This is a genomic window from Isoalcanivorax indicus (assembly GCF_003259185.1).
GTDB lineage: Bacteria > Pseudomonadota > Gammaproteobacteria > Pseudomonadales > Alcanivoracaceae > Isoalcanivorax > Isoalcanivorax indicus.
In genome coordinates, this window is record NZ_QGMP01000001.1 from 2,335,391 (window position 1) to 2,357,372 (window position 21,982).

Genomic DNA, 21,982 nt, shown 5'->3' on the forward strand with positions numbered 1-21,982 from the left:
TTGAGGTTAAGACCTCAAGCCCGGTCGAGGTCAAGACGCATGCGAGACGGGTTTAGTGATCGTGGTCGTGGTGGTGATCGTGGTCATCCTCAAACCCGGTCCAGGCCAGACCCACAGGGGCGAAGCCCAGTTCGTCCACTACCACGTCATGGGACAGTGTTTCCAGATCCAGTGCGAGGATGCGCTGGTCCGCCGGGTCCGTCAGGTAAGCAACGCCGCCCAGTCGGCTGAAGGTCAGCACCGGGGCGAGCGCACCCGCCGGCACCTGGTCCAGCAACTTCACACTGCCCTGATGCGTCCAGGTCGCGGTATCAACCACATGCACATGGCCGGTTTCATCCAGCACCACCAGATGCTCGCCGTGAGCGTCCAGCCCCATCGCGGTGTAAACCGCCGCCACCGGGTCGTCGTCACCGTTGACCGCGCCATCGCGCCAGTCGACCAGTTCAACCGTCTCGCCCACCGGGTCGATGGTATAGAGATTCAGGGCAGGCCAGGAGAAGCCGACAAACAGCGGCAGGTCTTCATGCCCGTAGACAATCGAAATGCCTTCAGCCGGTTCATCCAGTCTGGTGGCCTCGAAATCGTTACCCAGCCGCTCGACGATCAGAACACCGTCGCTGCAACCGAACACGGAATAAACACTGTGGGTGGCACCTCCATGCAGGCCCGGGCAGGCTTCCGGCAACAGACCTTCATTATGGAAATGATCACCGTGGACCTCGAACAGGCGAATACCGGAAGCGCTTTCACCGGATTCCGCATCGCTGGCCAGCACCCAGCCCGAGAGCGGCTCGGCAATGCCATGGTGCGCGCTGGTGAGGGTACGCGAGGCCACTACACCGCCCTGGGACAGGCTCGCATCGGTGAACAGATCGAAGCTGGCCATCAGGCCGGCATCGTGATCACCATCGTGAAATACCGCGCCATGATCACCGTTGTAGCGGTAATGAGTGGGGCGTACGCCATCCAGCGTCAACGGCAACAGCACCGGCGGGTCCACATGGGGATGGTCGCCATGCCACCAGAGGCCGCTGTCCAGTATCGACACCTGATCATTGTCGCGGTGCATGACCAGCGCGTAGCGACCACCCGGGCTGGGGTACACGGCATTGGCGGGGTGGCTCAGGGCAAAATCATCCAGCATCGCTTCTTCGTGCAGGTCATACACATAGACCCGGGAGTTACTGCCTGCAGCGTGGCTGAATACCAGACGCCCTGCAGCATCCCCATGGTCATGGTCGTGGTCGCCGGGCAGCGCGGTGCCCCCCGTATCGTTGTTGCACGCGGCAAGCGCCAGCGCGGCAAACAGGATTGTCACGTTTCTTGTCAGTAATCTTTTCATGGTGGTTATTTCCCTCTTCAGAATTCGATACGCAATCCGGCAGACAGATTGCGGCCTGGCTCCGGAACGGTTTGTGCAAGAAAGGAGGTGTGGTTCCAGACTTTTTCGCCGAGCAGGTTATTGCCACGCAGGAAAACGCTGTATTGATCAGCACGCCCGAAGCGATAACCCAGTGAGGCGCTGAGCAGGTCATGCCCGGCGGTGCGCGATTCCTCAGGCGCCAGCCGGTCCTGGGCAAACACGCGATAAAAGGCAACATCGCCTTCCACACCGCGCCAGAAGGTATCGACGCCCACGCCCAGGCGGTCGGCGGGAATGCGTGGCAGGTTTTCGTCGTTGCGCAGCGCGCCGCGCACCGTGTCACCGAACACGCGGGTGCTGAGCCAGTCTGCCCAGGTATAACGGACTTCCAGCTCTGCCCCGTTGAAGACCGCATCATCCTGGGTGTATTTGATCAGGCGGAATTCATCCACCTGATCCAGCGTGCGCGCATAAATGTAGTCATCGATGCGGTTGTGAAACAGCCCCGCCTCGAAGGTGAGTGCCCCCAGCGTTCTTTTCAGGTTGAGGCCGATGTTGTGCGACGTTTCGGTTCTGATCGGCGCATCGTTTTGCGGGCCGCCGCAGGTAAATGCATCCGCCGCCAGACCGCACTCGTAGGTATTGGTGGCCAGATGCACGCCGCGTGCATACATCTCCTGCGCGTGGGGCGAGCGCTGGGCCCGATCCAGCGACAAAGACAACTGGTACCCGTGCACGGGCTGCCACAACAAGGCAGAAGACAGGGAGGTCGCGCCGTTACTGAAATCCGGCCGGTTCTGCGGATCGTCCACCGTGGCCAACCACTGGTGCTCGTGGCGCGCGCCCAGCTCCAGCCGCAGCGCTTCATTGATGCGGTAACGCTCGATCAGGAAAACGCCGATCAGACGGGTGTCGGTTTTCGGGATGAAGGCTTCCACCCCGAAGGTATTGAACTGGCTATCCTGGTACTGGATGCCGACGAGTCCTTCCCATCCGGCCAACGGCTGGTGCTCGGCCTCTATGCGGGTTTCATAGCCGCGATGCCGGAACGTCGTACCGATCTCGCCCTCATCAATTTCATGGTGCCGGTAGTTGGTATGGCTTGACCGCAACATGATGCGTTCGATGCCCGGTATCAGCGGCGCCCGGTATTCGCCCCGCACCTCTACACGCCGACTGACCAGATCCACGTAAGGCGCTTCACCATGCTCATGGTTGTGCTGACCGCCACCACCGCAATCGAGTTGCGCGCCCACCGGCACGCAATCTTCGTAATCATGGCTGTGACCCGGCAGGCCGTACTCATCCTCGCGGTGACGGTAGGCCAGCCCGATAAAACCGTCTTCGCCGATCCACGACAGCCCCAGGCTGGCGTTATCGCTTTCCGCATAAGTGGCCGGGACACGCCGCTGGGTGAAGCCGTTGACCTGATAATCGTTGGCCCGCCGCTGGGCACCTTCCACGCGCAATGCCAGATTGGTGCCCAGTCGCGTTGTCACGCCCGCCGCTGCCGCTTTTTCATCCGCCACGGTGTTGCCTCTGAGCGCCGCAAACCCGGTGGCGGCGCCTTCCGGCATCTGCTCGGGCACACTGCTGTCCAGCACATTGATGACACCACCAATCGCCCCGCCGCCATAGCGGAGCGTTGCTGGCCCACGCAGCACTTCCATGCGCTGCGTCAACATCGGCTCCACCGTGACCGCGTGATCCGGCGACACCGCCGAGGCGTCAAGCAGGCTGGCGCCATCAGAGAGCACACTCACGCGGGGGGCCGTCTGCCCGCGAATGACAGGCCGTGCGGACCCGGCACCAAAGGTGTCGGCATGCACGCCCGGCAAACCATCCAGCGTCCCGCCCAGCGTGGCGGCACCCCGCCGAAACAGGGCATCGCCGTCCAGCAGGTCCAGTGGCGTGGCCGTAAGGCCATCCTCGCCACTGAATGCCGCCGAAATACGCACCGGCGCCAGCATCACCTCACTCTCGTCCTCGGCCTCCGCTGCCAACGCTATGCCCGCACCCGACGTCACCAGGCCAGCTACCAGAAGAATCCGAAACACTTCACGCATCATTCACCCCAACCGAGAATCATGCGCATTTATAATGTTATAACATTACATTTTCAAGTCATAAGGTCGCGCCCCGTCACCAGAAGCCTCAGTATCGGGGGTAAATTCACGGATTGAACGGCAAGGACCACTGACGATGGATGCTCCCTTCTGGCACAACCGCTGGGCCCGGAACGAGATCGGCTTTCATCTGCCGCACCCGAATCCCATGCTGACCGCCTGGTGGCCCACCCTGGACTTCGCCCCGGACAGTGCGGTCTGGGTGCCCCTGTGTGGCAAGACGCACGATATGCGCTGGTTGCGCGATCACGGTCATGTGGTGATGGCTGTCGAGCTGTCTCGCGAGGCGCTTGACGCGTTTATCAATGAGCAGAAGCTGGCGCTCACCTGGCGCGAGCGCAACGGCATGCCCATGGCAAGCGGTCAGGGCTACACCCTCTATTGCGGGGATTTCTTCGATATTTCAGCCGACATGCTACGTAATGTCGGCGCGGTCTATGACAGGGCCGCCCTGATCGCCTTGCCGCCGGACATGCGCGCACGTTACGTCGAGCACTTGCTGGCCACGCTGCCCGCTCGCTGGGACATGTTGCTGATCACCCTGGAATACCCGGACTCAGAAATGGCGGGGCCGCCGTTCAGTGTCGATCAGGACGAGGTGCAGCGACTCTTCGCCGACTGCAACGTGCAGTTGCTCCAGGCCCGCAACGTCCTGGCCGAACAGCCCCGTTTCCGCGAGAGCGGCCTGAGCACGCTGATCGAGCGCGCCTGGCGCATCCGGCCCCGGGAACCTGCCGGGCACACCTCGCTCTGAGCACATCAAGGCCCACACAACAAGGCTTACCAGCTGCCCGGGCAGGCGGGTAGAATGCGCGCTTTCCCGCCAGCCCGACGAGTCGCCGATGCGGACATCGCCCGACAAGATAGCCGAGCCCGACCGGCAGTTGCTGGCGCTGCTGGCTGCGCTCGGCGCCTCCGACAAGGCCCTGCTGCCCACGGATGTCGCCGCGCGCCTGGCAAGGCTGTTGTCCATCAGCGATGCGGCCGCGCTGGATGCCGCCGCGCGGCGCCCCCTGAGCGGCCCATTCCACCTGGACCCGGCGCTGCCTGACCTGCTGCGGGAAGATCTGCTGCGCACGCGCGAGGGCGTGCTCGCCCCACTGGCGCGCAGCCTGGCCGGCGATGCGGAGAACAGCCCGATCATCGCCCCTCGCCCACCGGAGGGCCTGGCGGCAGACCAGCGCCCGCCCTTCCGGCCGTGGGAGGCCTTTTACCTGGCCTGGCAACGCCGCATCGCCGCAGCCATCGGCGACCTGCGTCGGCGGGTGCGTCAGGCCCTCGTCACCGGGAGTCCGGCCCTGGCACGCATGGCCCATCTGGATGCGGCGCTGGAGCAGAGCCTCGGCGGCTACAGCCAGCGCGGCTTCAATACCGTGCCGTTGCTGCTGGAGAAGGCCTACCGGGCACGCTGGCAAGCACGCGACCCCGATGACGACACGGGCGCCTGGCTCACTGCCTTTCACCACACACTGCAAGCCTGCCTGCTGGCAGAGATGGATGCCCGCCTGGCCCCGGTGCTGGGCATGCTGGATGCACTTGATAGCAAGGATATGAACACCCCATGAGAATCGCTCCCTTTGCGCTGACCTGCCTGGCCGGTGCCCTGGCCATCCTGTGGATCGGCTTCAGCTTCATGAACGGCAACCCGGCCGCGCCGGTCATCATCGTCGCCATCGCCGTCGGCTATGCCGTGGGCGTGGGCGAGTTGCTGGGCTACCGCCGCGATACCCGTGCGCTGGGTAGCGCGCTTGATCGCCTGCCCGCGCCGCCTGAACACCTGACCCCGTGGCTGCTTGAACTGCCCGCCGCCTTGCGCGATACGGTGCGCCGGCGCATCGACGGCGACGCGCTGCCGCTGCCTGGGCCGCACCTGACACCCTATCTCACCGGGCTGTTGGTCATGCTCGGTCTGCTGGGCACCTTCGTGGGCATGATCATTACCCTGCAAGGCGCTGCCATGGCGCTGGACAGCAGCACTGAATTGCAGGCGATCCAGCGCGCGCTGTCGGCGCCGATTGCCGGCCTGAGCCTGGCTTTCGGCACCTCGATTGCCGGGGTCGCCGGTTCCGCCATGCTGGGTCTGGCCACCGTGCTGTGCCGCCGCGAGCGGGTCGCCGTGTCCCGACAACTCGACCGCGCCACCGGCGGCCCCTTGCGGCCCTTCTCTGCCGCCGCGCGCCGTGACACCGCTTATGATGCGCTGACGCAACAGGCGCAGGCGCTGCCGCAACTGGTGGCCACGCTGCAGGGCATGAGCGAACAGATGCAGCGCAGCAATGAGCAACTCACCGCGCAACAGCGCGACGCCGCAGCACACACAGAACGGCAGTTCAACGCCCTGGCCGAAAATGTCAGCCATAGCCTGCGTACCGCCGTGACCGACAGCAGCCGGGTGGCCAGCGAGCAACTGAAACCGCTGCTGAATGACACGCTGGCCGGATTCGCCGAACAGGTACACCAGCAGCAAAAGCAACTGCATGACACCGCCGAGCGACACCTGAACGAACTGGCGGCACGCTTCGCCGATACCACGCTGCAGGCCGCGACCCAGTGGCAGACCGGGCTGGAGCAACAGCACCAGCACAATGCGGCGTTGCTCGCCCAGATGCATACATGGCTGACCGACCATCAGGCACGCACCGACCAGAGCGCAACGGACCTGCTCGAAGGCCATGCCACCGGCATGCAAGCCTTGCGAGAGACCCTGCAGCAGCAACTCGGCGCCTTACGGGAACAGGAAGCGGGCCACACGCAGACGATGGCGCAGCATTTCGACGCCCTGGAGGCCCGCGTGGCGACCCATCTGGCGACGCTGGGCACGGCACTGGAAGCCCCCATGACGCGCCTGATCGAGACCGCGTCGGAAACCCCGAAAGCCGCCGCAGACGTCATCAGCCGCCTGCGCGAGGAAATCGGCCATCACGCCGAGCGCGACAACGCGCTGTTGGAGGAACGCCAACGCATCATGACCGAGCTGGACCAGCTGCTGCACCGTCAGCGCGAGGCCACCGTTGCCCAGCAGCAGGCCATTGATACGCTGATAACGCACGCCAGCCGCAACCTCGCCGAGGTCAACAGCCAGTTCGCCGGGCAAGTGGAAACCCAGCGCCAGCAACTGGATGATCTGGTCACGGATGTGCGCAGCAGCGCCGTCGACATTGCCAGCCTGGGCGATGCCTTCGGCGCCGGGGTCGGCCAGTTTGCCGACGCCAATCAACAGCTGCTGGAGACACTGCAACAGGTACAGACCGCCCTGACCGACAGCGCCACCCGCAGCGATGAACAACTGGCCTATTATGTGGAACAGGCGCGCGAAGTGATCGAGCTGAGCCTCAGCCTGCGCCGCGACGGAAGCGCCGCCTGATGGAGACGCTGCACGACGATGCACAGTCCTCGCCGGTCTGGGCCATCTTCGCTGATCTGATGGCCGCGCTGGCCGGCATTCTGGTGCTGACGCTGGTCTGGGTCATCGGCATCCAGCTGGAGCTGAGCCAGTCCCTGGACGCGGAAAAACAGAAACGGCTGGCCGAAGAACAACGACGCATGGCGCTGGAAGCGGCACTGGACAATCCGTTGACCCATGGTCGCGTCACCTTCCAGGACGGCCGCATCGGCATCAGCGGCAATGTGCTGTTTGCGCTCAACTCCGACCGCTTGCAGGGTGACGGCGAACAATTGCTGGAAACACTGGTGCCCGTACTGCGCGAGTATCTGGGCGAGCACGATGAATTGCTGATGGTCAGCGGCTTCACCGATGACTTGCCGGTGCAGCGCGGCAATGCGCGCTACACCGATAACTGGGGCCTGTCTGCCCAACGCGCACTCACCGTGACACGCACCCTGGTGGAGCTGGGCATGCCCGCCGATCAGGTGTTTGCCGCCGCCTTCGGCGCGCATCAACCCGTGGCCAACAACCAGACCGATGAAGGCCGGGCACGCAACCGGCGCGTGGAGCTGACGGTGATGCCGCGCGGGCAACGCGACACCAGCACAGAGGCGCGCGATGACTGAAGGCGATATGCAGACCTTCTCAGACGCGCTGAGGCAGCTAGGCGAACAGGATGCCGCTGTGCACGACCCGATACGTTATGCCTGGCTGCGCAGCCTGCACACACGCCTGGAGCGCCTGCCCCGCGTGCCCGCACGCCTGGGGCAAAGGCTGGAAGCCGGCCTGGAGCAATGCCAGGACACCGTCGCTCGCAGGCACGCCGCAGACCAGATGTCCCGCCCGGAAAAACCTTCACCTCTGGGGTCGCTACTGGCGCAACTGAGCCCGCCTGACGTGCCGCAGGCGGAGGACACCTCGCTGGCCGAACTTCTGCGCCAGCAAGCCCGACAGTTCCTGCCCGACGCGCAGCCACCGTCCGCTGCGCAGCCCTCCGGACTGCGCCATCTCGCATCCCTGCGCGAGGCCCGGGCGCTTCAGCAACGCCGACAGCGCCTTCACGACATGATCCGGCAAGCACCCCATGACGCGGGCCCGCTGAATTCGCATCGCATCGTGGCGCGTGCCCTGAACACCCTGCAACAGTCCACACCCGCCTACCTCGACCACCTGCTCAACTATCTGGACACCCTGAGCGCGCTGGAACAGATGCGCTGAGTCCCGCCGCCCCGACGTTTCACCGTTATGTCATAAACACCCGGCACCATCGCGCCCTGATCATCAGGAACCCACCCATGGTTGTCAGATTCGCGGCCCCGGCAAAATTGTTGTTGCTCCATTGGTTGGCGACGTTCGCCCTGGTAATGAGTCTGCTCACCGGTTTGCGCCTGTTTGTCAGCAACACCTGGCATGGCGCGCTGGACGCCCGCTGGACCGACTGGCTCCCACGCGGCGATATCTTTGCATTGCATGTAGCGCTGGGCTGGTTGTGGCTGGCCATCGTCATTATCTGGATGGTGCGGCGTTATATATCGGGCGCTATCCGTCGCGAACGGGCCCGCCCCCCCACAAGCGCCCTGGCGCGCCTCAACCTGAACATCCTGCGTGCCGGCCGTATCATCCTGCCGCTGCTGCTGTTGAGCGGATTGCTGCTCTGGAGTGGCATAAACCTGTGGCGGCCCGGACTGATCATCCTGCATGCCGCCCTCGCACTGGCAGCACTGGTGTGCGCCCTGGCACATATCATTGCCCAGTTGAGCGCCACCTGGTGGCAAGGCTTCAAGGCCGTCTACCTGCGCCTCCCCGCGTGGCGCGCGCTGCTTACCGCGTCCCTGGTGGTACCCCTGGTGCTGACCGCAACGGCCTGGCTGTGGCGTGACGCCCTGAACAGCGCCTCGGCGACAGATCTGATCGTGCGCGAGATTCCACCAGGGCAGCGCCTGCAACGGGATGGCGTCCTGGACGAACCCTTCTGGCAGGACGCCACGCCGGTGACGGTGGTGACGCGTGTCCCCGGTAGCGCCGCACACGTCCCCGTTGAAATCCGCGCGGCGCGCCAGGGCCTGGTCATCTATTTCGCCTTCACCTGGGAAGACCCGACGCAAAGTCTGGCCCACCTGCCCCTGATCAAGACCGAAGCGGGCTGGAAAGTGCTTCACGAGGGGGTGGCAGAAAATGATGAGCGCCGCTGGTACGAAGACAAGTTTGCCGTCGTCTTCTCCGACCAGCCTGATATCGCGGGAAACGGCTCGTTTCACTTCGGCACCGGCCAACCGGAAACCAGCCGCAGTGAATCACGCCGTGGCGCGCATTTTGTGGAGTCCGGCCTCGTCGACATGTGGCACTGGAAAGCCGTTCGCAACCACGGTTACGGCGTACTGGATGACAGCCATTTCGGCACGCCCTACCCGCGTGTACCGGGCGAGCAACGCTATACCGCTGGCTACAAAGCAGATCCCTCGCAAACCAATCCCTTCAGCAGCAACTACCTCTGGTTCTACGAGGACATCGTGGTCCCCAAGCGCCTGCCCAACGATCCGGCACAGCTGGAGCCATTCCAGACGTTGCACGACGACGAAAACGCGGTGCCCTTCGCGCTCTCCTGGTACGAGACCAAGCCGTACTCAGCAGAGGATGACCATTACCCGGTGGGCACACTGATGCCTTCCGTGCTGTGGATCACCAATCCGGATACCGATCGCTCGGATGCCGCAGCATATGGCCGTTGGCACGATGGCCGCTGGACCCTGGAAGTGGCGCGTGGCATTGCAGCCGAGTCCGACTTCGATCTGGATATCACCGATGGCACCTACCTGTGGGTAGCGACTTTTGATCATGCGCAGGTCAATCATTCCTACCATTTGCGCCCGTTGCGCATTCGCTTCAAGTGAAAGGGGCGTCTGTCATGTCTATCCGCTACTGCCGTCTTGTTGCCGCGTCGCTGACGCTCAGTGTTCTGATCGGGTGCAGCGCCCCCGAGGAACCGATAATGCGCTGGGAAAAATATGATCTTCAGGGCAACGCTCTGCCGGTTCAGGACGGCCCCTGGGCCTGTGTGCACGATCACGAGACCGGGCTGCGCTGGGAAGCTAAAAGCGATAATGAGGGCCTGTCGTACGCCGGCTCCACCTACTACTGGAAAATGGATACCCCGGTATACGACGGCGGCTGCATGTTGCAACCCGGGCAGTCCTCGGCCTGCGACATCGATATGCTGATTGATCATCTGCGCAGCACGCGCCGCTGCGGACGCGATGACTGGCGCCTGCCCCACGTATCGGAACTGGAAACCCTGCTTTATGACACCGGCTTCCCGGGCAGCGCGCGCACCGTGACCGGCTTTTTTCCCCACGGTGGCCGCGAGGCGTTCTGGGCCGCCGATACAGGCGTTGATCAGCGTGGCCGTCCGGCGGCCATGATCCTGCATTTCGGCACGGGCGAAAAAAGCTGGCTACCCCGGGACCAGGTAGCCCGTGTCCGTCTGGTGAGCGGCCCGTAAAAGGAAACCGTCACTTAACCTTCACTTGAACACCCCTGCCTTGTCACACATTCGGCGTAGATTCAGGAGCGACCCGGGCACCGCACCCGGTCGTCTGCACCCATTATTACTACGACATTCCGAGGGCAAGGCAATCATGACTCTTTCGCCAGCAAGAATGGCGGCGTTGATCTTTTTCAGTGTCACCATGCTATTCACGCAGAGCGCATTCGCAGACACGAAATATGTTCGTGTCGCCTGGGACAGCGATCCCGCCACCCGCGCCATTGTCGGCTACACGCCAGACGCCGAATTGAGCAATCCCTATATCACCTACGGCCATAATGCCGATGGCAGCGACTGGATGACGCTGGCCAACCCGGTCGAACGTGTGTTCAAGACCGACCTGCACTCCGGCTTCTATCGCCTGTCTGGCCTGACGCCGGACAGTAATGTCTACTTCCGGCTGTGTGACGACGCAGGCTGCGGCGATCGTTACTTCTTCCGCACCGCGCCGGACAGTGCACAGCCGATGACCTTTATCAGCGGCGGTGACTCGCGCAATAACCGGGCTCCGCGCCAGCAAGGCAACCGCCTGGTGGCCAAGATCCGGCCGCATTTTGTGGCTTTCAGCGGTGACTACACCGACCGCCATACCGTGCAGGAATGGAACGAATGGCTGACCGACTGGGAGCTGACGCTCTCACCCACGGATATCGACGGCGTCGCCTACAAGCAGGTCTACCCGATCATCCCGACCACCGGCAATCACGAATCCTCTGACTTGTTGTTCATGTGCCGGATCTTCGGCATCGATATCGAGGAAAATGGCGTCTGCTCACTGCGCGACGCCTATTATGCCTTCAACATCGGCGGCGACATGCTGCGTCTCTATTCGCTGAGCACCGAGTTCACCGGCAGCTCCTATGCCAACGAACGCGCTGCGCAGTTGGCATGGCTCAAGGACGATCTGGCGACGCATCATCAGAACGCCAGCTGGATTATGGCGCAGTACCACATCCCCATGTTCCCGCGCACGGCCAGCAAATCCGGCAGCCCGGTGTCCCGTGCCTGGTCAGAGATTTTCTATGACTATCGTGTGAACCTGGTGGTGGAATCTGACACCCACCTGGTCAAGTACACCCTGCCGGTGCGCCCGAACGGTCCCATGGATTACATCCAGGCTGAAGCCGGCATCGTCTATATCGGTGAAGGCGCCTGGGGCGCACCACTGCGCACCGCCAACGTGCATCACGACTGGATTCTCGATCAGGGCAGCTTCTCCCACTTCATGGTCAACCAGATCGACGCTGACAAGATCACGGTGCGCACTGCACGCTTTGATGGCGAAGCGGACACGGCCATGCTTGAGCACAGCGTGCGCGAAGCTGACCCGTTCGCCTTGCCCGCCGGGCTGAGCCTGTGGGATGCCGCCGGTGTCGGCCACGCCATGACCATCACACGCCAGGACACGACACAGCGCAGCCAGGTGCTGGACGTGGACTACGACATTCCCGAACCCGAACCGGATCACTACACCGTGGTAGAACTGGTGCGCAAGGGCAGCGTCTGGAAGTATCTGGACAATGGGTCCGATCAGGGCATGGACTGGATCGCCCCGGACTTTGACGACAGCAGCTGGGCCGGTGGCGCTGCACCGTTGGGTTACGGCGGCTATGATGGCGAAACGACCACTGTCGGTTTCGGTCCAGATGACCGGAACAAGTATCCGACCACTTACTTCCGTCACACCTTTGAAGTGGACGACATCAGCGAATTCTATGGTGTCGATCTGGGCATCATGCGTGACGACGGTGCCGTGGTGTATCTCAATGGTGAGGAAGTCTTCCGCAACAACATGCCTTCCGGCGAGATCGACTACCAGACGCTGGCCGCCAGCACCATCAACAAGGATTACACCTACCATACGACCCGCCTTGACCCGGCCCTGTTGAATGAAGGCGTCAATGTGTTGGCCGTATCCATTCACCAGGACCGCGTAACCAGTTCCGATATCGTGCTGGACCTGGAAATGGTCGGCAAGATCGAACTGAAGAATGTCCGCGAGGAAGAACTGATCAGCCGAGGCAGTGTCTGGAAATATCTGGACAACGGCTCCGATCAGGGCTGGGCCTGGACGGAACTCGGCTTTGATGACGTCGACTGGTCAGCGGGCCCGGCACTGCTCGGCTACGGCGGCTATGACGGCGAAACCACCATCGTGGGCTTCGGCCCGGACAGCAGCAACAAGTACCCGACCACCTACTTCCGCCGGACATTCAACGTTGAGGACACCACCGGCCTGATAAGGCTGGATCTGAGCCTGCTGCGTGATGATGGCGCCGTGGTCTACCTGAACGGTGATGAAATCTACCGCAATAACATGCCGGACGGGATCATTGATTACCTGACACTCGCCGCATCAACCATCGGCAAGGACTACAACTACCACACCGCCAGCATCGATCCGGCGCTGTTGCGCCAGGGCGAGAACGTGGTCGCCGTGTCGATCCATCAGGACCGTGTCAGCAGTTCGGATATCGTCATGGATATGGACCTGATTGCGCTGTTCGAGGACTTTGGCGATGAAGAGGAAGGTCCGGGCACCACACCACCGGGATCAGGCAACGGTGGCAACAGTTCATCCGGCGGTGCCGCCGGTCTGTTCGCTGGCCTGTTCCTGCTGATGCTCTCCCTGGGTCGTCGCCGACGCGCCTGAACCAGACCGCTGGCCGCCCGTCCGGGTGGCCAGCATCTTATCCCCCTCTGGACATCGACCCGACAACTCCGTTTACACTCGGGTCATGAAATACATCTTTGAAGTCCATATCCGCGATGGCTACCGTGCCGAGGATTATGCCGAAGCCTGGGTCCGCGCCAGCGAACTGATCCAGCAGGCCCCCGGCGCGCGCGGCACTACGCTGCACCGCAAGATCGGCGATCCGAAGGTGCTGATCGCGATTGCCTACTGGGACAGCAAAGCCGACCGCGATGCCATGGAAGCCAAAGACAATCCGGCCGTGACCGAGATCATCCGCAGCGCTTCGCATGTATGCGACATTCGACTGATCGGGGAAGTTGAAGAACCCGAGTGGGTCGTTGACCCACCCGGTTGATGCGGATCAGATCTCCCGCGTTTCGCGGAAACGGATCTCGGGATGTCGCTCGGTGGCCAGTTGCAGGTTGACCCGCGTAGGTGCCAGATAGGTCAGGTGCCCGGCGCCGTCAATGGCCAGGTTGTCATAGGCCTTGTCGCGGAATTTCTCCAACTCGCGCTCGTTATCCGCTTCCGTCCAGCGGGCGGTCGCTACGGAAATGGCGTCGTAGGCGCACTCCACCCCGTATTCATGCTTGAGCCGATGCGCCACCACGTCGAACTGGAGCATCCCGACAGCGCCCAGAATCACATCGTTGTTGCGCAGCGGGAAAAACACCTGCGTAGCGCCCTCTTCCGCCAGCTGGGTCAGGCCCTTGTGCAACTGCTTGCTCTTGAGGGGGTCACGCAGCACCACACGGCGGAACAGCTCCGGCGCGAAGTGCGGAATGCCGGTGAACTGAAGCTGCTCGCCCTCGGTAAAGGTATCACCGATCTGGATGGTACCGTGGTTATGCAAACCGATGATGTCACCGGCGAAGGCCTCTTCCACGTTCTCGCGCTCACCGGCCAGGAACGTCAGCGCATCTGCCAGGCGCACATCCTTGCCGGTGCGGCACTGTTTCAACTTGATGCCTTTCTGATACTTGCCGGAGCAGATACGCAGGAAGGCAATACGGTCGCGGTGACGCGGGTCCATGTTGGCCTGGATCTTGAACACGAAGCCGGTAAATTTATCTTCGGTGGCGGCCACCTCACGCTCATTGGCATGGCGCGGCAGCGGCGGCGGCGCCCACTCCACCAGGCCATCGAGCATATGGTCCACACCGAAGTTGCCCAGCGCGGTGCCAAAGAACACCGGTGTCAATTTGCCCTGCAGGAAACGCTCGAGATTGAATTCGTGGCTGGCGCCCTGCACCAGCTCCAGGGTGTCGCGCAGCTCCTGCGCATAATCGGCGCCCACCGCCGCATCCAGCTCCGGATTGTGCAGTCCTTCGATGGCCCGCACGTCCTGGATGGTATGCCCCTGCCCGGTCTTGTAGAGCACGGTCACATCCTTGAGCAGGTTGTAGACGCCCTTGAAGCTCTTGCCCATGCCGATGGGCCAGGTCACCGGGGCGCACTCGATCTTCAGTACGTCCTCGATTTCATCCAGCACTTCGATGGGCTCGCGCACGTCGCGATCCAGCTTGTTGATGAAGGTGAGAATCGGCGTATCGCGCAGGCGGCAGACTTCCATCAGCTTGATGGTGCGCTCTTCCACGCCCTTGGCGCAGTCGATCACCATCAGCGCCGAGTCCACCGCGGTCAGGGTGCGATAGGTATCTTCAGAGAAATCAGCATGCCCGGGCGTATCCAGCAGGTTGACCATGGCATGCCGGTAGGGAAACTGCATCACCGAGGTGGTCACCGAAATGCCCCGCTCCTTTTCCATCTCCATCCAGTCGGAGGTGGCATGGCGGCCGGACTTCTTGCCTTTCACCGTACCCGCCATCTGGATCTGGTTGCCGTACAGCAGCAGCTTTTCAGTGATGGTGGTCTTACCGGCATCCGGGTGCGAGATGATCGCGAAGGTGCGGCGTTTGCGGATTTCGTCGAGCGGATTCATGACACGGCCTTGTTCGAGTGCGGCGCGCAGTATAGCAGCGGTGCCGGGGTCCGGCACGGGTCAGAGATGGCGCAGCATCAACAGGGCATCCTCGTGGCCCGTCGCCGTGCGGTAGTAGGCCTTGCGGTGCCCCGACAGGACAAAGCCGAGCCGCTCGTACAGCGCGCGGGCACCCCGGTTGCTGTCGCGCACCTCCAGGTAGAGTACGCTGAAGTCCTCGGCGGCAAGCGCTGTCATGGTCTGCTGCAGCAGCGCTGCAGCGATACCGCGCCGTTGCCAGTCCGGGTGCACGGCAACATTCAGCAGATGCGCTTCATCCAGCACGGTGTGGATCACCTGGAAGGCCACCAGCACCGGCCTGCGCGCCTCCCCGCAGCCGACCTCGGCCTCCACCGCCGTGGCGCGATACCCGCTGCGAAAGCAATCACGAAAGACCTCGGCGCTCCACGGCGTCGGCTGACCCGCCGCCTCGATGGGCAGCAGGGCGGGGATATCATCGGGTTGCAGCGCGCGCACCCGGAAGCCGGGTAACAACTCAGGCATGCAGGCCCGCCTGAACCATGGCGTGCCAACTGCGGCGCTTGTGGGTGCCCGGGTCGTCCAGCATTTCAGCCAGGCTGCTGATCGCCAGCCAACCTGCCTGGTCGCCCTCGCCCATGATGAAACGCTGCGGCAGGATCAGCCTGGCGGTGTCCTCGCTGGCACACAGCAACACGCGGCGCGCACTGCCGGAACGCGTCAACCCTTGCAGAAAGGCCCCCAGGGCCAGGCCCGCATCATCCGGTGTGATGTGCTGACCGTCCGGCGGACACAGAAAACGACGCGGCTGCCCCGGCCCGACCTGCCAGACACGCAACAGGTTGGCCAACAACCCCTGTGCGGCGCGCCCCAGCTCCGGTGCATCCGCATCCTCCTGCTCCACCACCACCCAGACGTTGGGCGTGGCGTAAGCCTGCAAGGTAAAGCGCGGCCCCCTGGCCACCGCAGCCCGCGGCGCCTGCGGTGCAGGTTCCGGGCGCGGCGCGCTGGCCCGCGCCGGTGCCGTCAACGCCTCGGAAGCCTGGCGCAACACGGCGCCCCCCGCCTCCGGGCCGGCCCCCGCCCCGGCTGCAGAGGGCGACTCGCCCGCTCCAGCCCCGGGCGAGGCCTGACGCTCGGGCGGCAAGGGGTTCCTGGCCTGGGCCCGCCCCTGTGCAGGAGCCGGCGCAGGCTGCCCGAGCCAGACCGGCGCTGCGGCACCCGGCAACGGCGCACGCGCCACCCAGGGCGTCAGGCCCATGGCCTTCAGCCAGGCCTGGCGTTGTTGTTCGCGCGTGACAGGAGTCATAGTCGGTACCCGGAAAACGGATCGACAGTCTATCAGACTGAACGCCGGCCCAGCAGGCCTGCCCCTGAAGCCAGCAACACGCCGGACACCGCACCGTAGAGGTGGGCATTCACATAGACGCTACCGTCGATCCAGCCTTGCAGATAGTTCACGTCATAGCCGGGCAGTTGCTCGTAGATCAGCCGCCCGGCCAGCAGGGCCAGCACCAGGGCATGAATCCAGGGGTGCTGGCGAAAACCCAGCAGCAAGGCCATCACCAGCCAGCCGTGCAGGGCGCCGGACAGGCCAACATAAGTACCGGGCGTCTGATCCACGACCAGCATCACCAGGCTGATAAACAGTGGCGAAAAGACCAGCCAGGCCAGGAAGCGCTCGCGGCTGTACACGTCGGGAAAGAAGTAGGCACACAGCACGAAGCCCCCCAGGTTCATCGCCAGATGCCACAGGTTCAGGTGCACCAGATGGGCGCTCCAGAGCCGCCAGAGCTGGCCGCCCAGAATGGCCTCGCCTTCGTAATTCAGCCACGGATTGACCCAGCCATGCAGCAGGCCCAGCACCGCCAGCAACGCCACGAACCCCACCAGCCAGGGCCACAGCGCCGGATCACGGGTGAGCAGGACGGGCGTTTTGTTGGAGGCAGACATGCACGGAATCATCGAATCGGGAGAGTTTGCGAGCCTACCATAAACCTGCCATAAAAAAGGCCCCGCATTGCTGCGGGGCCTTTTTCAGATCGCCTGAGCGAGGAACGGCTTACATCATGCCGCCCATACCGCCCATGCCACCCATGCCGCCCATATCCGGGCCGCCAGCGCCTTTCTCTTCCGGCTTGTCCGCCACCATGGCTTCGGTGGTGATCATCAGGCCAGCGATAGAGGCAGCCGCCTGCAGCGCAGAGCGGGTGACCTTGGCCGGGTCGATGATGCCCAGTTCGAGCATGTCACCGTACTCACCATTGGCCGCGTTGAAGCCGAAGTTGCCTTCGCCCTGACGCACGGTCTGAACCACCACAGAGGCTTCGGCACCGGCGTTGCTGGAGATCTGGCGCAGCGGGGCTTCCAGCGCGCGAATGGCCAGCGCGATACCGACGTTCTGGTCTTCGTTGTCGCCTTTCAGGCCGCCGATCTTGCTCAGGGCACGTACCAGGGCTACACCACCGCCAGGTACCACGCCTTCTTCAACGGCCGCACGGGTCGCGTGCAGGGCGTCGTCGACACGGGCCTTTTTCTCTTTCATTTCCACTTCCGTGGCAGCGCCGACCTTGATCACGGCCACACCGCCAGCCAGCTTGGCCACGCGCTCTTGCAGCTTCTCGCGATCGTAGTCCGACGAGGACTTCTCGATCTCGGCACGAATCTGGTCGACGCGGGCCTTGATGTCGCCTTCGTTGCCAGCACCGCCCACGATGGTGGTGTTTTCCTTGTCGATGTTCACTTTCTTGGCAGAACCCAGATCTTCGACAGAGGTGTTTTCCAGGCTCAGGCCCACTTCTTCGGAGATCACGGTGCCGCCGGTCAGGATAGCGATATCCTGCAGCATGGCCTTGCGGCGGTCGCCGAAGCCCGGGGCTTTTACGGCGGCGCACTTGATGATGCCGCGCATGTTGTTGACCACCAGGGTGGCCAGGGCTTCGCCTTCCACGTCTTCAGCGATGATCAGCAGCGGCTTGCCGGATTTGGCAACGCCTTCCAGCACCGGCAGCAGTTCGCGGATGTTGGAGATCTTCTTGTCCACCAGCAGCAGGTAGGGGTCTTCCAGCTCGACCGCCATCTTTTCCTGGTTGTTGATGAAGTAGGGGCTCAGGTAGCCGCGGTCGAACTGCATGCCTTCAACCACTTCCAGCTCGTTGTCCAGGCTGGTGCCTTCTTCAACAGTGATCACGCCTTCCTTGCCTACGCGCTCCATGGCGTCGGCAATGATCTTGCCCACAGAGCTGTCGGAGTTGGCGGAGATCGTGCCCACCTGCTCGATGCCCTTGGAGGTTTCGCACGGGGTGGACAGCTTCTTCAGCTCTTCCACGACCGCGGCCACGGCCTTGTCGATGCCGCGCTTGAGGTCCATCGGGTTCATGCCCGCTGCGACCGACTTCAGGCCTTCGTTGACGATGGCCTGGGCCAGCACGGTGGCGGTGGTGGTGCCGTCACCGGCTTCGTCGTTGGCTTTGGAAGCGACTTCCTTCACCATCTGGGCGCCCATGTTCTCGAACTTGTCTTCCAGTTCGATTTCCTTGGCCACGGACACGCCGTCCTTGGTGATGGTCGGGGCGCCGAAGGATTTCTCCAGCACCACGTTGCGGCCTTTCGGGCCCAGGGTCACTTTTACCGCGTCAGCCAGAATGTTGACGCCACGCAGCATGCGCTGGCGGGCTTCATCGCGGAACAGAACTTCTTTAGCAGCCATGTCTTTCAATCCTCAATTCGGTTCAGGGTCAGGTCCGGGAGCCTCAGGCTTCCACGACCGCCAGAATTTCGTTCTCGCTCATTACCAGCAGTTCTTCGCCGTCGAGCTTGACGGTGCTACCGGCGTACTGACCGAAAATCACCTGATCACCTACCTTGACGTCCAGCGGGCGGACGTCGCCGCTTTCGGTGATCTTGCCGTTGCCGACAGCCAGCACTTCGCCACGGGCCGGCTTTTCGGCCGCAGATCCGGGCAGCACGATACCGCCAGCGCTCTTGGTTTCTTCTTCAGCGCGGCGGACCACGACGCGATCATGCAAAGGACGGATTTTCATTGCCTCGTATCTCCTGTTGAGGTTCAGCAATTTATTGAACTGGGTGCCCGTCGCCGGGTTTGGCACTCGGCGCCGGGCAGTGTTAGCACTCTCGGCTTGTGAGTGCCAATCATAATTCCCGGCCTCGCAGAGTCAAGAGCCAGGGGCCGGTCACTCTGCGGGCCTGCGGCGGGAGTTGGGGGCGGCCTGCCCCGGTTTCAAGGGGCGGGCTGCTTCCGGTCATTGCGGGCAAACCGTGCCGGGGCAATAATGCCGACCTTGTCTAAACACCCTGTATAAGCTCGGGAGCTGTCATGAACCTGAAAGACAAAGTTGTAGTCGTTACCGGCGCAGGCCGTGGCCTGGGCCGTGGCATTGCCACCCTGCTGGCGGGCAAGGGCGCGAAGATCGCCTGTGTCGACCTGAACCAGGATGATCTCAGCGAGACGGTCAGCCAGTGCCAGGCCGCCGGCGGCGATGGCAAGGCCTATCTGGTCAATGTCGCCCGCGAAGACGAGGTGGTGAAGCTGTTTGATGACGTGGTGGCGGACTTCGGCAGCCTGCACGGTGTGGTCAACAATGCGGGCATCACCCGCGACGGCCTGCTGGTGAAGGCCAAGGATGGCGAGATCACCACCATGAGCTTGCAGCAGTGGCAGGCGGTCATCGACGTGAACCTGACCGGCGTCTTCCTGTGCGGCCGTGAAGCTGCGGCACGCATGATCAAGCTGGGCGTGGAGGAAGGCGTGATCGTCAACATTTCCTCGCTGGCCCGTCAGGGCAGCTTTGGCCAGACCAACTACTCGGCCGCCAAGGCGGGCGTGGCCGCCATGGCCGAATCCTGGGCCAAGGAGCTGGCGCGCTACAACATCCGCACCGGCGCGGTGGCGCCCGGCACCATCAATACCGACATGATCGCCGCGATGAAACCGGAAGCCCGCGACCGTCTGATCGGCGCGGTGCCGCTGAAGCGTCTGGGTGAGCCGGAGCATATCGCCATGTCCGTGGCGTTCATCTTCGAGAACAGCTACTTCACCGGCCGTTGCATCGACACCGACGGCGGGCTGCGCTGAGCAGGCCACCATGGTCGCCGTCACCGACCCGGAATCGGAATTTGCCCGTGCCGTCTGGCTGATTGTCGGATCGATTCCGCCGGGCCGGGTCTGCGCCTATGGCCAGGTGGCGGCGCTGGCGGGTTATCCCCGCCATGCCCGCCATGTCGGCAAGCTCATGGGGCGCCTGCCCGCTGGCTCCAGCCTGCCCTGGTTTCGCGTGGTCCGGGCCGATGGCCGTCTGGCGGTCGGGGCGCGGCAACAGCAGCACCTGGAAAACGAAGGCGTGCAGATCACCGGCGGCCGCGTCAGCCTGCGTCGCTATGGCTGGCCGGACGGCTAGCCGTGAAGACCTACTGAAGGCATACTGGATTTTTCGTCCGGCCACGCTGTCGGATCTGTTCGACTTGCCCTGACCAGGACGCCACCGCGCCCCATGCCATCCCCCCTTTTCAGCAGTCTTGCCACCTACATGAACCGGCGCATGCTGACGCTGCTGGCGCTGGGCTTTGCCAGTGGCCTGCCCGCGCCCATGGTGTTCAGCAACCTGTCCATCTGGCTGCGCGACAACGACGTCAGCCGCACCGATATCGGCCTGTTTGCACTGGCGGCCACCCCGTATGCGATCAACTTTCTCTGGGCACCGCTGATTGATCGCTTGCGCCTGCCGCTGCTGGGCGGCCTGGGCCAGCGCCGCAGCTGGGCACTGCTGACGCAGATCCTGTTGATGGCGGCCATTCTGTGGATGTCGCTATCCGACCCGTCACAGCAACTGATGGCCATGGCCATGGCCACCCTGCTGGTGACCACGGCCAGCGCCACCCAGGACATCGTGATTGATGCCTACCGCATCGACGTGCTGGAACCACACGAGTACGGCAGCGGCGCGGCCGTGGCAATCTGGGGCTGGCATATCGGCGGCACCCTGGTGGGCGGCGCGGGCGGGCTGTATCTGGCCCACAGCTTCGGCTGGTCCGTGGCGTATCAGGTGCTCGCCTTCGGCGTGCTGGTGGGCATGATCGCGATCCTCGCCAGCCCCGAGCCGGTGCGCCGGATCAGCCGCGAGGTCAACGCACGCGAAGCCCGCGCCAGCGCGGCCCTGTCGGCCCGTTTTGCTGCCCGCCCCGCTGCGATACTGGCCTGGTTGCACAATGCCGTGGTGGCGCCGTTTGCCGAATTCATGCGCCGCGACGGCTGGTGGCTGATCCTCGCCTTCGTGTTCATCTTCAAACTCGGTGACGCCATGCTCGGCCGCATGTCCGGCGTGTTCTACCGGGAACTGGGCTTTGGCCTGGATGACATTGCCGAGGTGTCGAAGATCTACGGCTTCGCCGCCAACATGTTCGGCGTCTTCCTGGGCGGGGTGCTGGCCGCCCGCATCGGCATCCTGCGCGCCCTGTTCCTGGCCGGGCTGCTGACCGCCGCCACCAACCTGACCTACGCCGCCCTGGCCCTGGTGGGCCAGGAAAAATGGATGCTGGCCGTCGCCGTGGTGTCGGATAACTTCACCACCGGGCTGGTGACGGTGGCGTTTGTCGCCTACCTGTCGAGCCTGTGCAATGTGGCCTACACGGCCACCCAGTACGCCCTGCTTGCCTCGCTGGGCAATCTGGCGCGCATCTGGCTGTCCGCCAGCAGTGGTTATATGGTGGATAAACTGGACGGGGACTGGGCGGTGTTCTTCGCGCTAACCGCCGTGATCGCCCTGCTCGGGCTGCCGTTACTCTGGCTGCTGATGAAGCGTTTCCCCCGGCATACTGAAGACGCCCGCCCGGGCGCGCCACCAGGTCAGGAGAGCCGGTAACACAGGGCCGGTAACAAGGAGTACAGAA

General features: G+C 63.4%; 20 protein-coding genes. 12 read left to right on the plus strand and 8 right to left on the minus strand.

Annotation, left to right across the window (positions count from 1 at the left end):
- Positions 1 to 52: 52 nt before the first annotated feature.
- On the minus strand, positions 53 to 1,345 hold the full coding sequence (locus DKW65_RS10605; protein WP_111657215.1) for a YncE family protein: 1,293 nt from the start codon (positions 1,343 to 1,345) through the stop codon (positions 53 to 55).
- Positions 1,346 to 1,362: 17 nt separating this feature from the next.
- Positions 1,363 to 3,432, minus strand: coding sequence for a TonB-dependent receptor domain-containing protein (locus DKW65_RS10610; RefSeq protein WP_245932471.1), 2,070 nt, complete (start codon positions 3,430 to 3,432; stop codon positions 1,363 to 1,365).
- Between the two features lie 136 nt (positions 3,433 to 3,568).
- Here DKW65_RS10610 and DKW65_RS10615 point away from each other — a divergent pair, with 136 nt between their 5' ends.
- The 9 genes from DKW65_RS10615 to DKW65_RS10655 all read left to right on the plus strand — a co-directional run bounded on the left by DKW65_RS10615 (position 3,569) and on the right by DKW65_RS10655 (position 13,471).
- A complete protein-coding gene (locus DKW65_RS10615) occupies positions 3,569 to 4,246 on the plus strand; it encodes a thiopurine S-methyltransferase (protein ID WP_111657217.1) in 678 nt (225 codons plus the stop codon).
- 88 nt (positions 4,247 to 4,334) lie between these two features.
- Positions 4,335 to 5,057 carry a DUF3348 family protein gene (locus DKW65_RS10620; RefSeq protein ID WP_111657218.1) on the plus strand — a complete coding sequence of 241 codons (723 nt, stop codon included), beginning with the start codon at positions 4,335 to 4,337 and terminating at the stop codon, positions 5,055 to 5,057.
- Entirely contained in the window at positions 5,054 to 6,856 is a 1,803-nt protein-coding gene (locus tag DKW65_RS10625) for a DUF802 domain-containing protein (RefSeq protein WP_111657219.1), read from the plus strand. The genes DKW65_RS10620 and DKW65_RS10625 overlap by 4 nt, the downstream gene beginning before the upstream one ends.
- The gene (locus tag DKW65_RS10630; protein WP_111657220.1) at positions 6,856 to 7,503 is read left to right on the plus strand and encodes an OmpA family protein; all 648 of its coding nucleotides are present in this window, start codon (positions 6,856 to 6,858) and stop codon (positions 7,501 to 7,503) included. The genes DKW65_RS10625 and DKW65_RS10630 overlap by 1 nt, the downstream gene beginning before the upstream one ends.
- Positions 7,496 to 8,095, plus strand: a complete 600-nt coding sequence (locus DKW65_RS10635) for a DUF2894 domain-containing protein (RefSeq protein WP_111657221.1) — start codon at positions 7,496 to 7,498, stop codon at positions 8,093 to 8,095. The genes DKW65_RS10630 and DKW65_RS10635 overlap by 8 nt, the downstream gene beginning before the upstream one ends.
- Positions 8,096 to 8,172: 77 nt before the next feature.
- Complete coding sequence (locus DKW65_RS10640; protein WP_111657222.1) at positions 8,173 to 9,768, plus strand: ethylbenzene dehydrogenase-related protein; 1,596 nt, start codon at positions 8,173 to 8,175, stop codon at positions 9,766 to 9,768.
- 14 nt (positions 9,769 to 9,782) lie between these two features.
- Positions 9,783 to 10,376: an Lcl C-terminal domain-containing protein gene (locus tag DKW65_RS10645; protein ID WP_111657223.1), complete on the plus strand. Its 594-nt coding sequence runs from the start codon at positions 9,783 to 9,785 to the stop codon at positions 10,374 to 10,376.
- Between the two features lie 136 nt (positions 10,377 to 10,512).
- Positions 10,513 to 13,074, plus strand: coding sequence for a purple acid phosphatase family protein (locus DKW65_RS10650; RefSeq protein WP_111657224.1), 2,562 nt, complete (start codon positions 10,513 to 10,515; stop codon positions 13,072 to 13,074).
- 85 nt (positions 13,075 to 13,159) lie between these two features.
- Positions 13,160 to 13,471 carry an antibiotic biosynthesis monooxygenase family protein gene (locus DKW65_RS10655; RefSeq protein WP_111657225.1) on the plus strand — a complete coding sequence of 104 codons (312 nt, stop codon included), beginning with the start codon at positions 13,160 to 13,162 and terminating at the stop codon, positions 13,469 to 13,471.
- 6 nt (positions 13,472 to 13,477) lie between these two features.
- Here the strand turns inward: DKW65_RS10655 and prfC are convergent, their stop codons facing one another.
- The 6 genes from prfC to DKW65_RS10685 all read right to left on the minus strand — a co-directional run bounded on the left by prfC (position 13,478) and on the right by DKW65_RS10685 (position 19,119).
- Positions 13,478 to 15,058 (minus strand): peptide chain release factor 3, encoded by a 1,581-nt coding sequence (gene prfC, locus DKW65_RS10660; protein ID WP_111657226.1) that lies wholly within the window; start codon positions 15,056 to 15,058, stop codon positions 13,478 to 13,480.
- A 60-nt stretch (positions 15,059 to 15,118) separates the two neighbouring features.
- Complete coding sequence (gene rimI, locus DKW65_RS10665; protein WP_111657227.1) at positions 15,119 to 15,601, minus strand: ribosomal protein S18-alanine N-acetyltransferase; 483 nt, start codon at positions 15,599 to 15,601, stop codon at positions 15,119 to 15,121.
- Entirely contained in the window at positions 15,594 to 16,385 is a 792-nt protein-coding gene (locus DKW65_RS10670; protein ID WP_111657228.1) for a hypothetical protein, read from the minus strand. Before DKW65_RS10670 ends, rimI begins: the two co-directional genes overlap by 8 nt.
- A 32-nt stretch (positions 16,386 to 16,417) precedes the next feature.
- A complete protein-coding gene (gene rrtA, locus DKW65_RS10675) occupies positions 16,418 to 17,029 on the minus strand; it encodes a rhombosortase (protein ID WP_111657229.1) in 612 nt (203 codons plus the stop codon).
- Between the two features lie 109 nt (positions 17,030 to 17,138).
- Entirely contained in the window at positions 17,139 to 18,785 is a 1,647-nt protein-coding gene (gene groL / locus DKW65_RS10680) for a chaperonin GroEL (RefSeq protein WP_111657230.1), read from the minus strand.
- A gap of 43 nt (positions 18,786 to 18,828) precedes the next feature.
- On the minus strand, positions 18,829 to 19,119 hold the full coding sequence (locus DKW65_RS10685) for a co-chaperone GroES (RefSeq protein WP_111657231.1): 291 nt from the start codon (positions 19,117 to 19,119) through the stop codon (positions 18,829 to 18,831).
- 293 nt (positions 19,120 to 19,412) lie between these two features.
- Here DKW65_RS10685 and DKW65_RS10690 point away from each other — a divergent pair, with 293 nt between their 5' ends.
- The 3 genes from DKW65_RS10690 (at position 19,413) to DKW65_RS10700 (ending at position 21,954) form a co-directional block, all read left to right on the plus strand.
- Positions 19,413 to 20,171, plus strand: a complete 759-nt coding sequence (locus DKW65_RS10690; RefSeq protein WP_111657232.1) for an SDR family oxidoreductase — start codon at positions 19,413 to 19,415, stop codon at positions 20,169 to 20,171.
- A 10-nt stretch (positions 20,172 to 20,181) separates the two neighbouring features.
- Positions 20,182 to 20,493, plus strand: a complete 312-nt coding sequence (locus DKW65_RS10695; RefSeq protein ID WP_111657233.1) for an MGMT family protein — start codon at positions 20,182 to 20,184, stop codon at positions 20,491 to 20,493.
- Between the two features lie 93 nt (positions 20,494 to 20,586).
- Positions 20,587 to 21,954, plus strand: a complete 1,368-nt coding sequence (locus DKW65_RS10700) for an AmpG family muropeptide MFS transporter (RefSeq protein WP_111657234.1) — start codon at positions 20,587 to 20,589, stop codon at positions 21,952 to 21,954.
- Positions 21,955 to 21,982 lie beyond the last annotated feature (28 nt).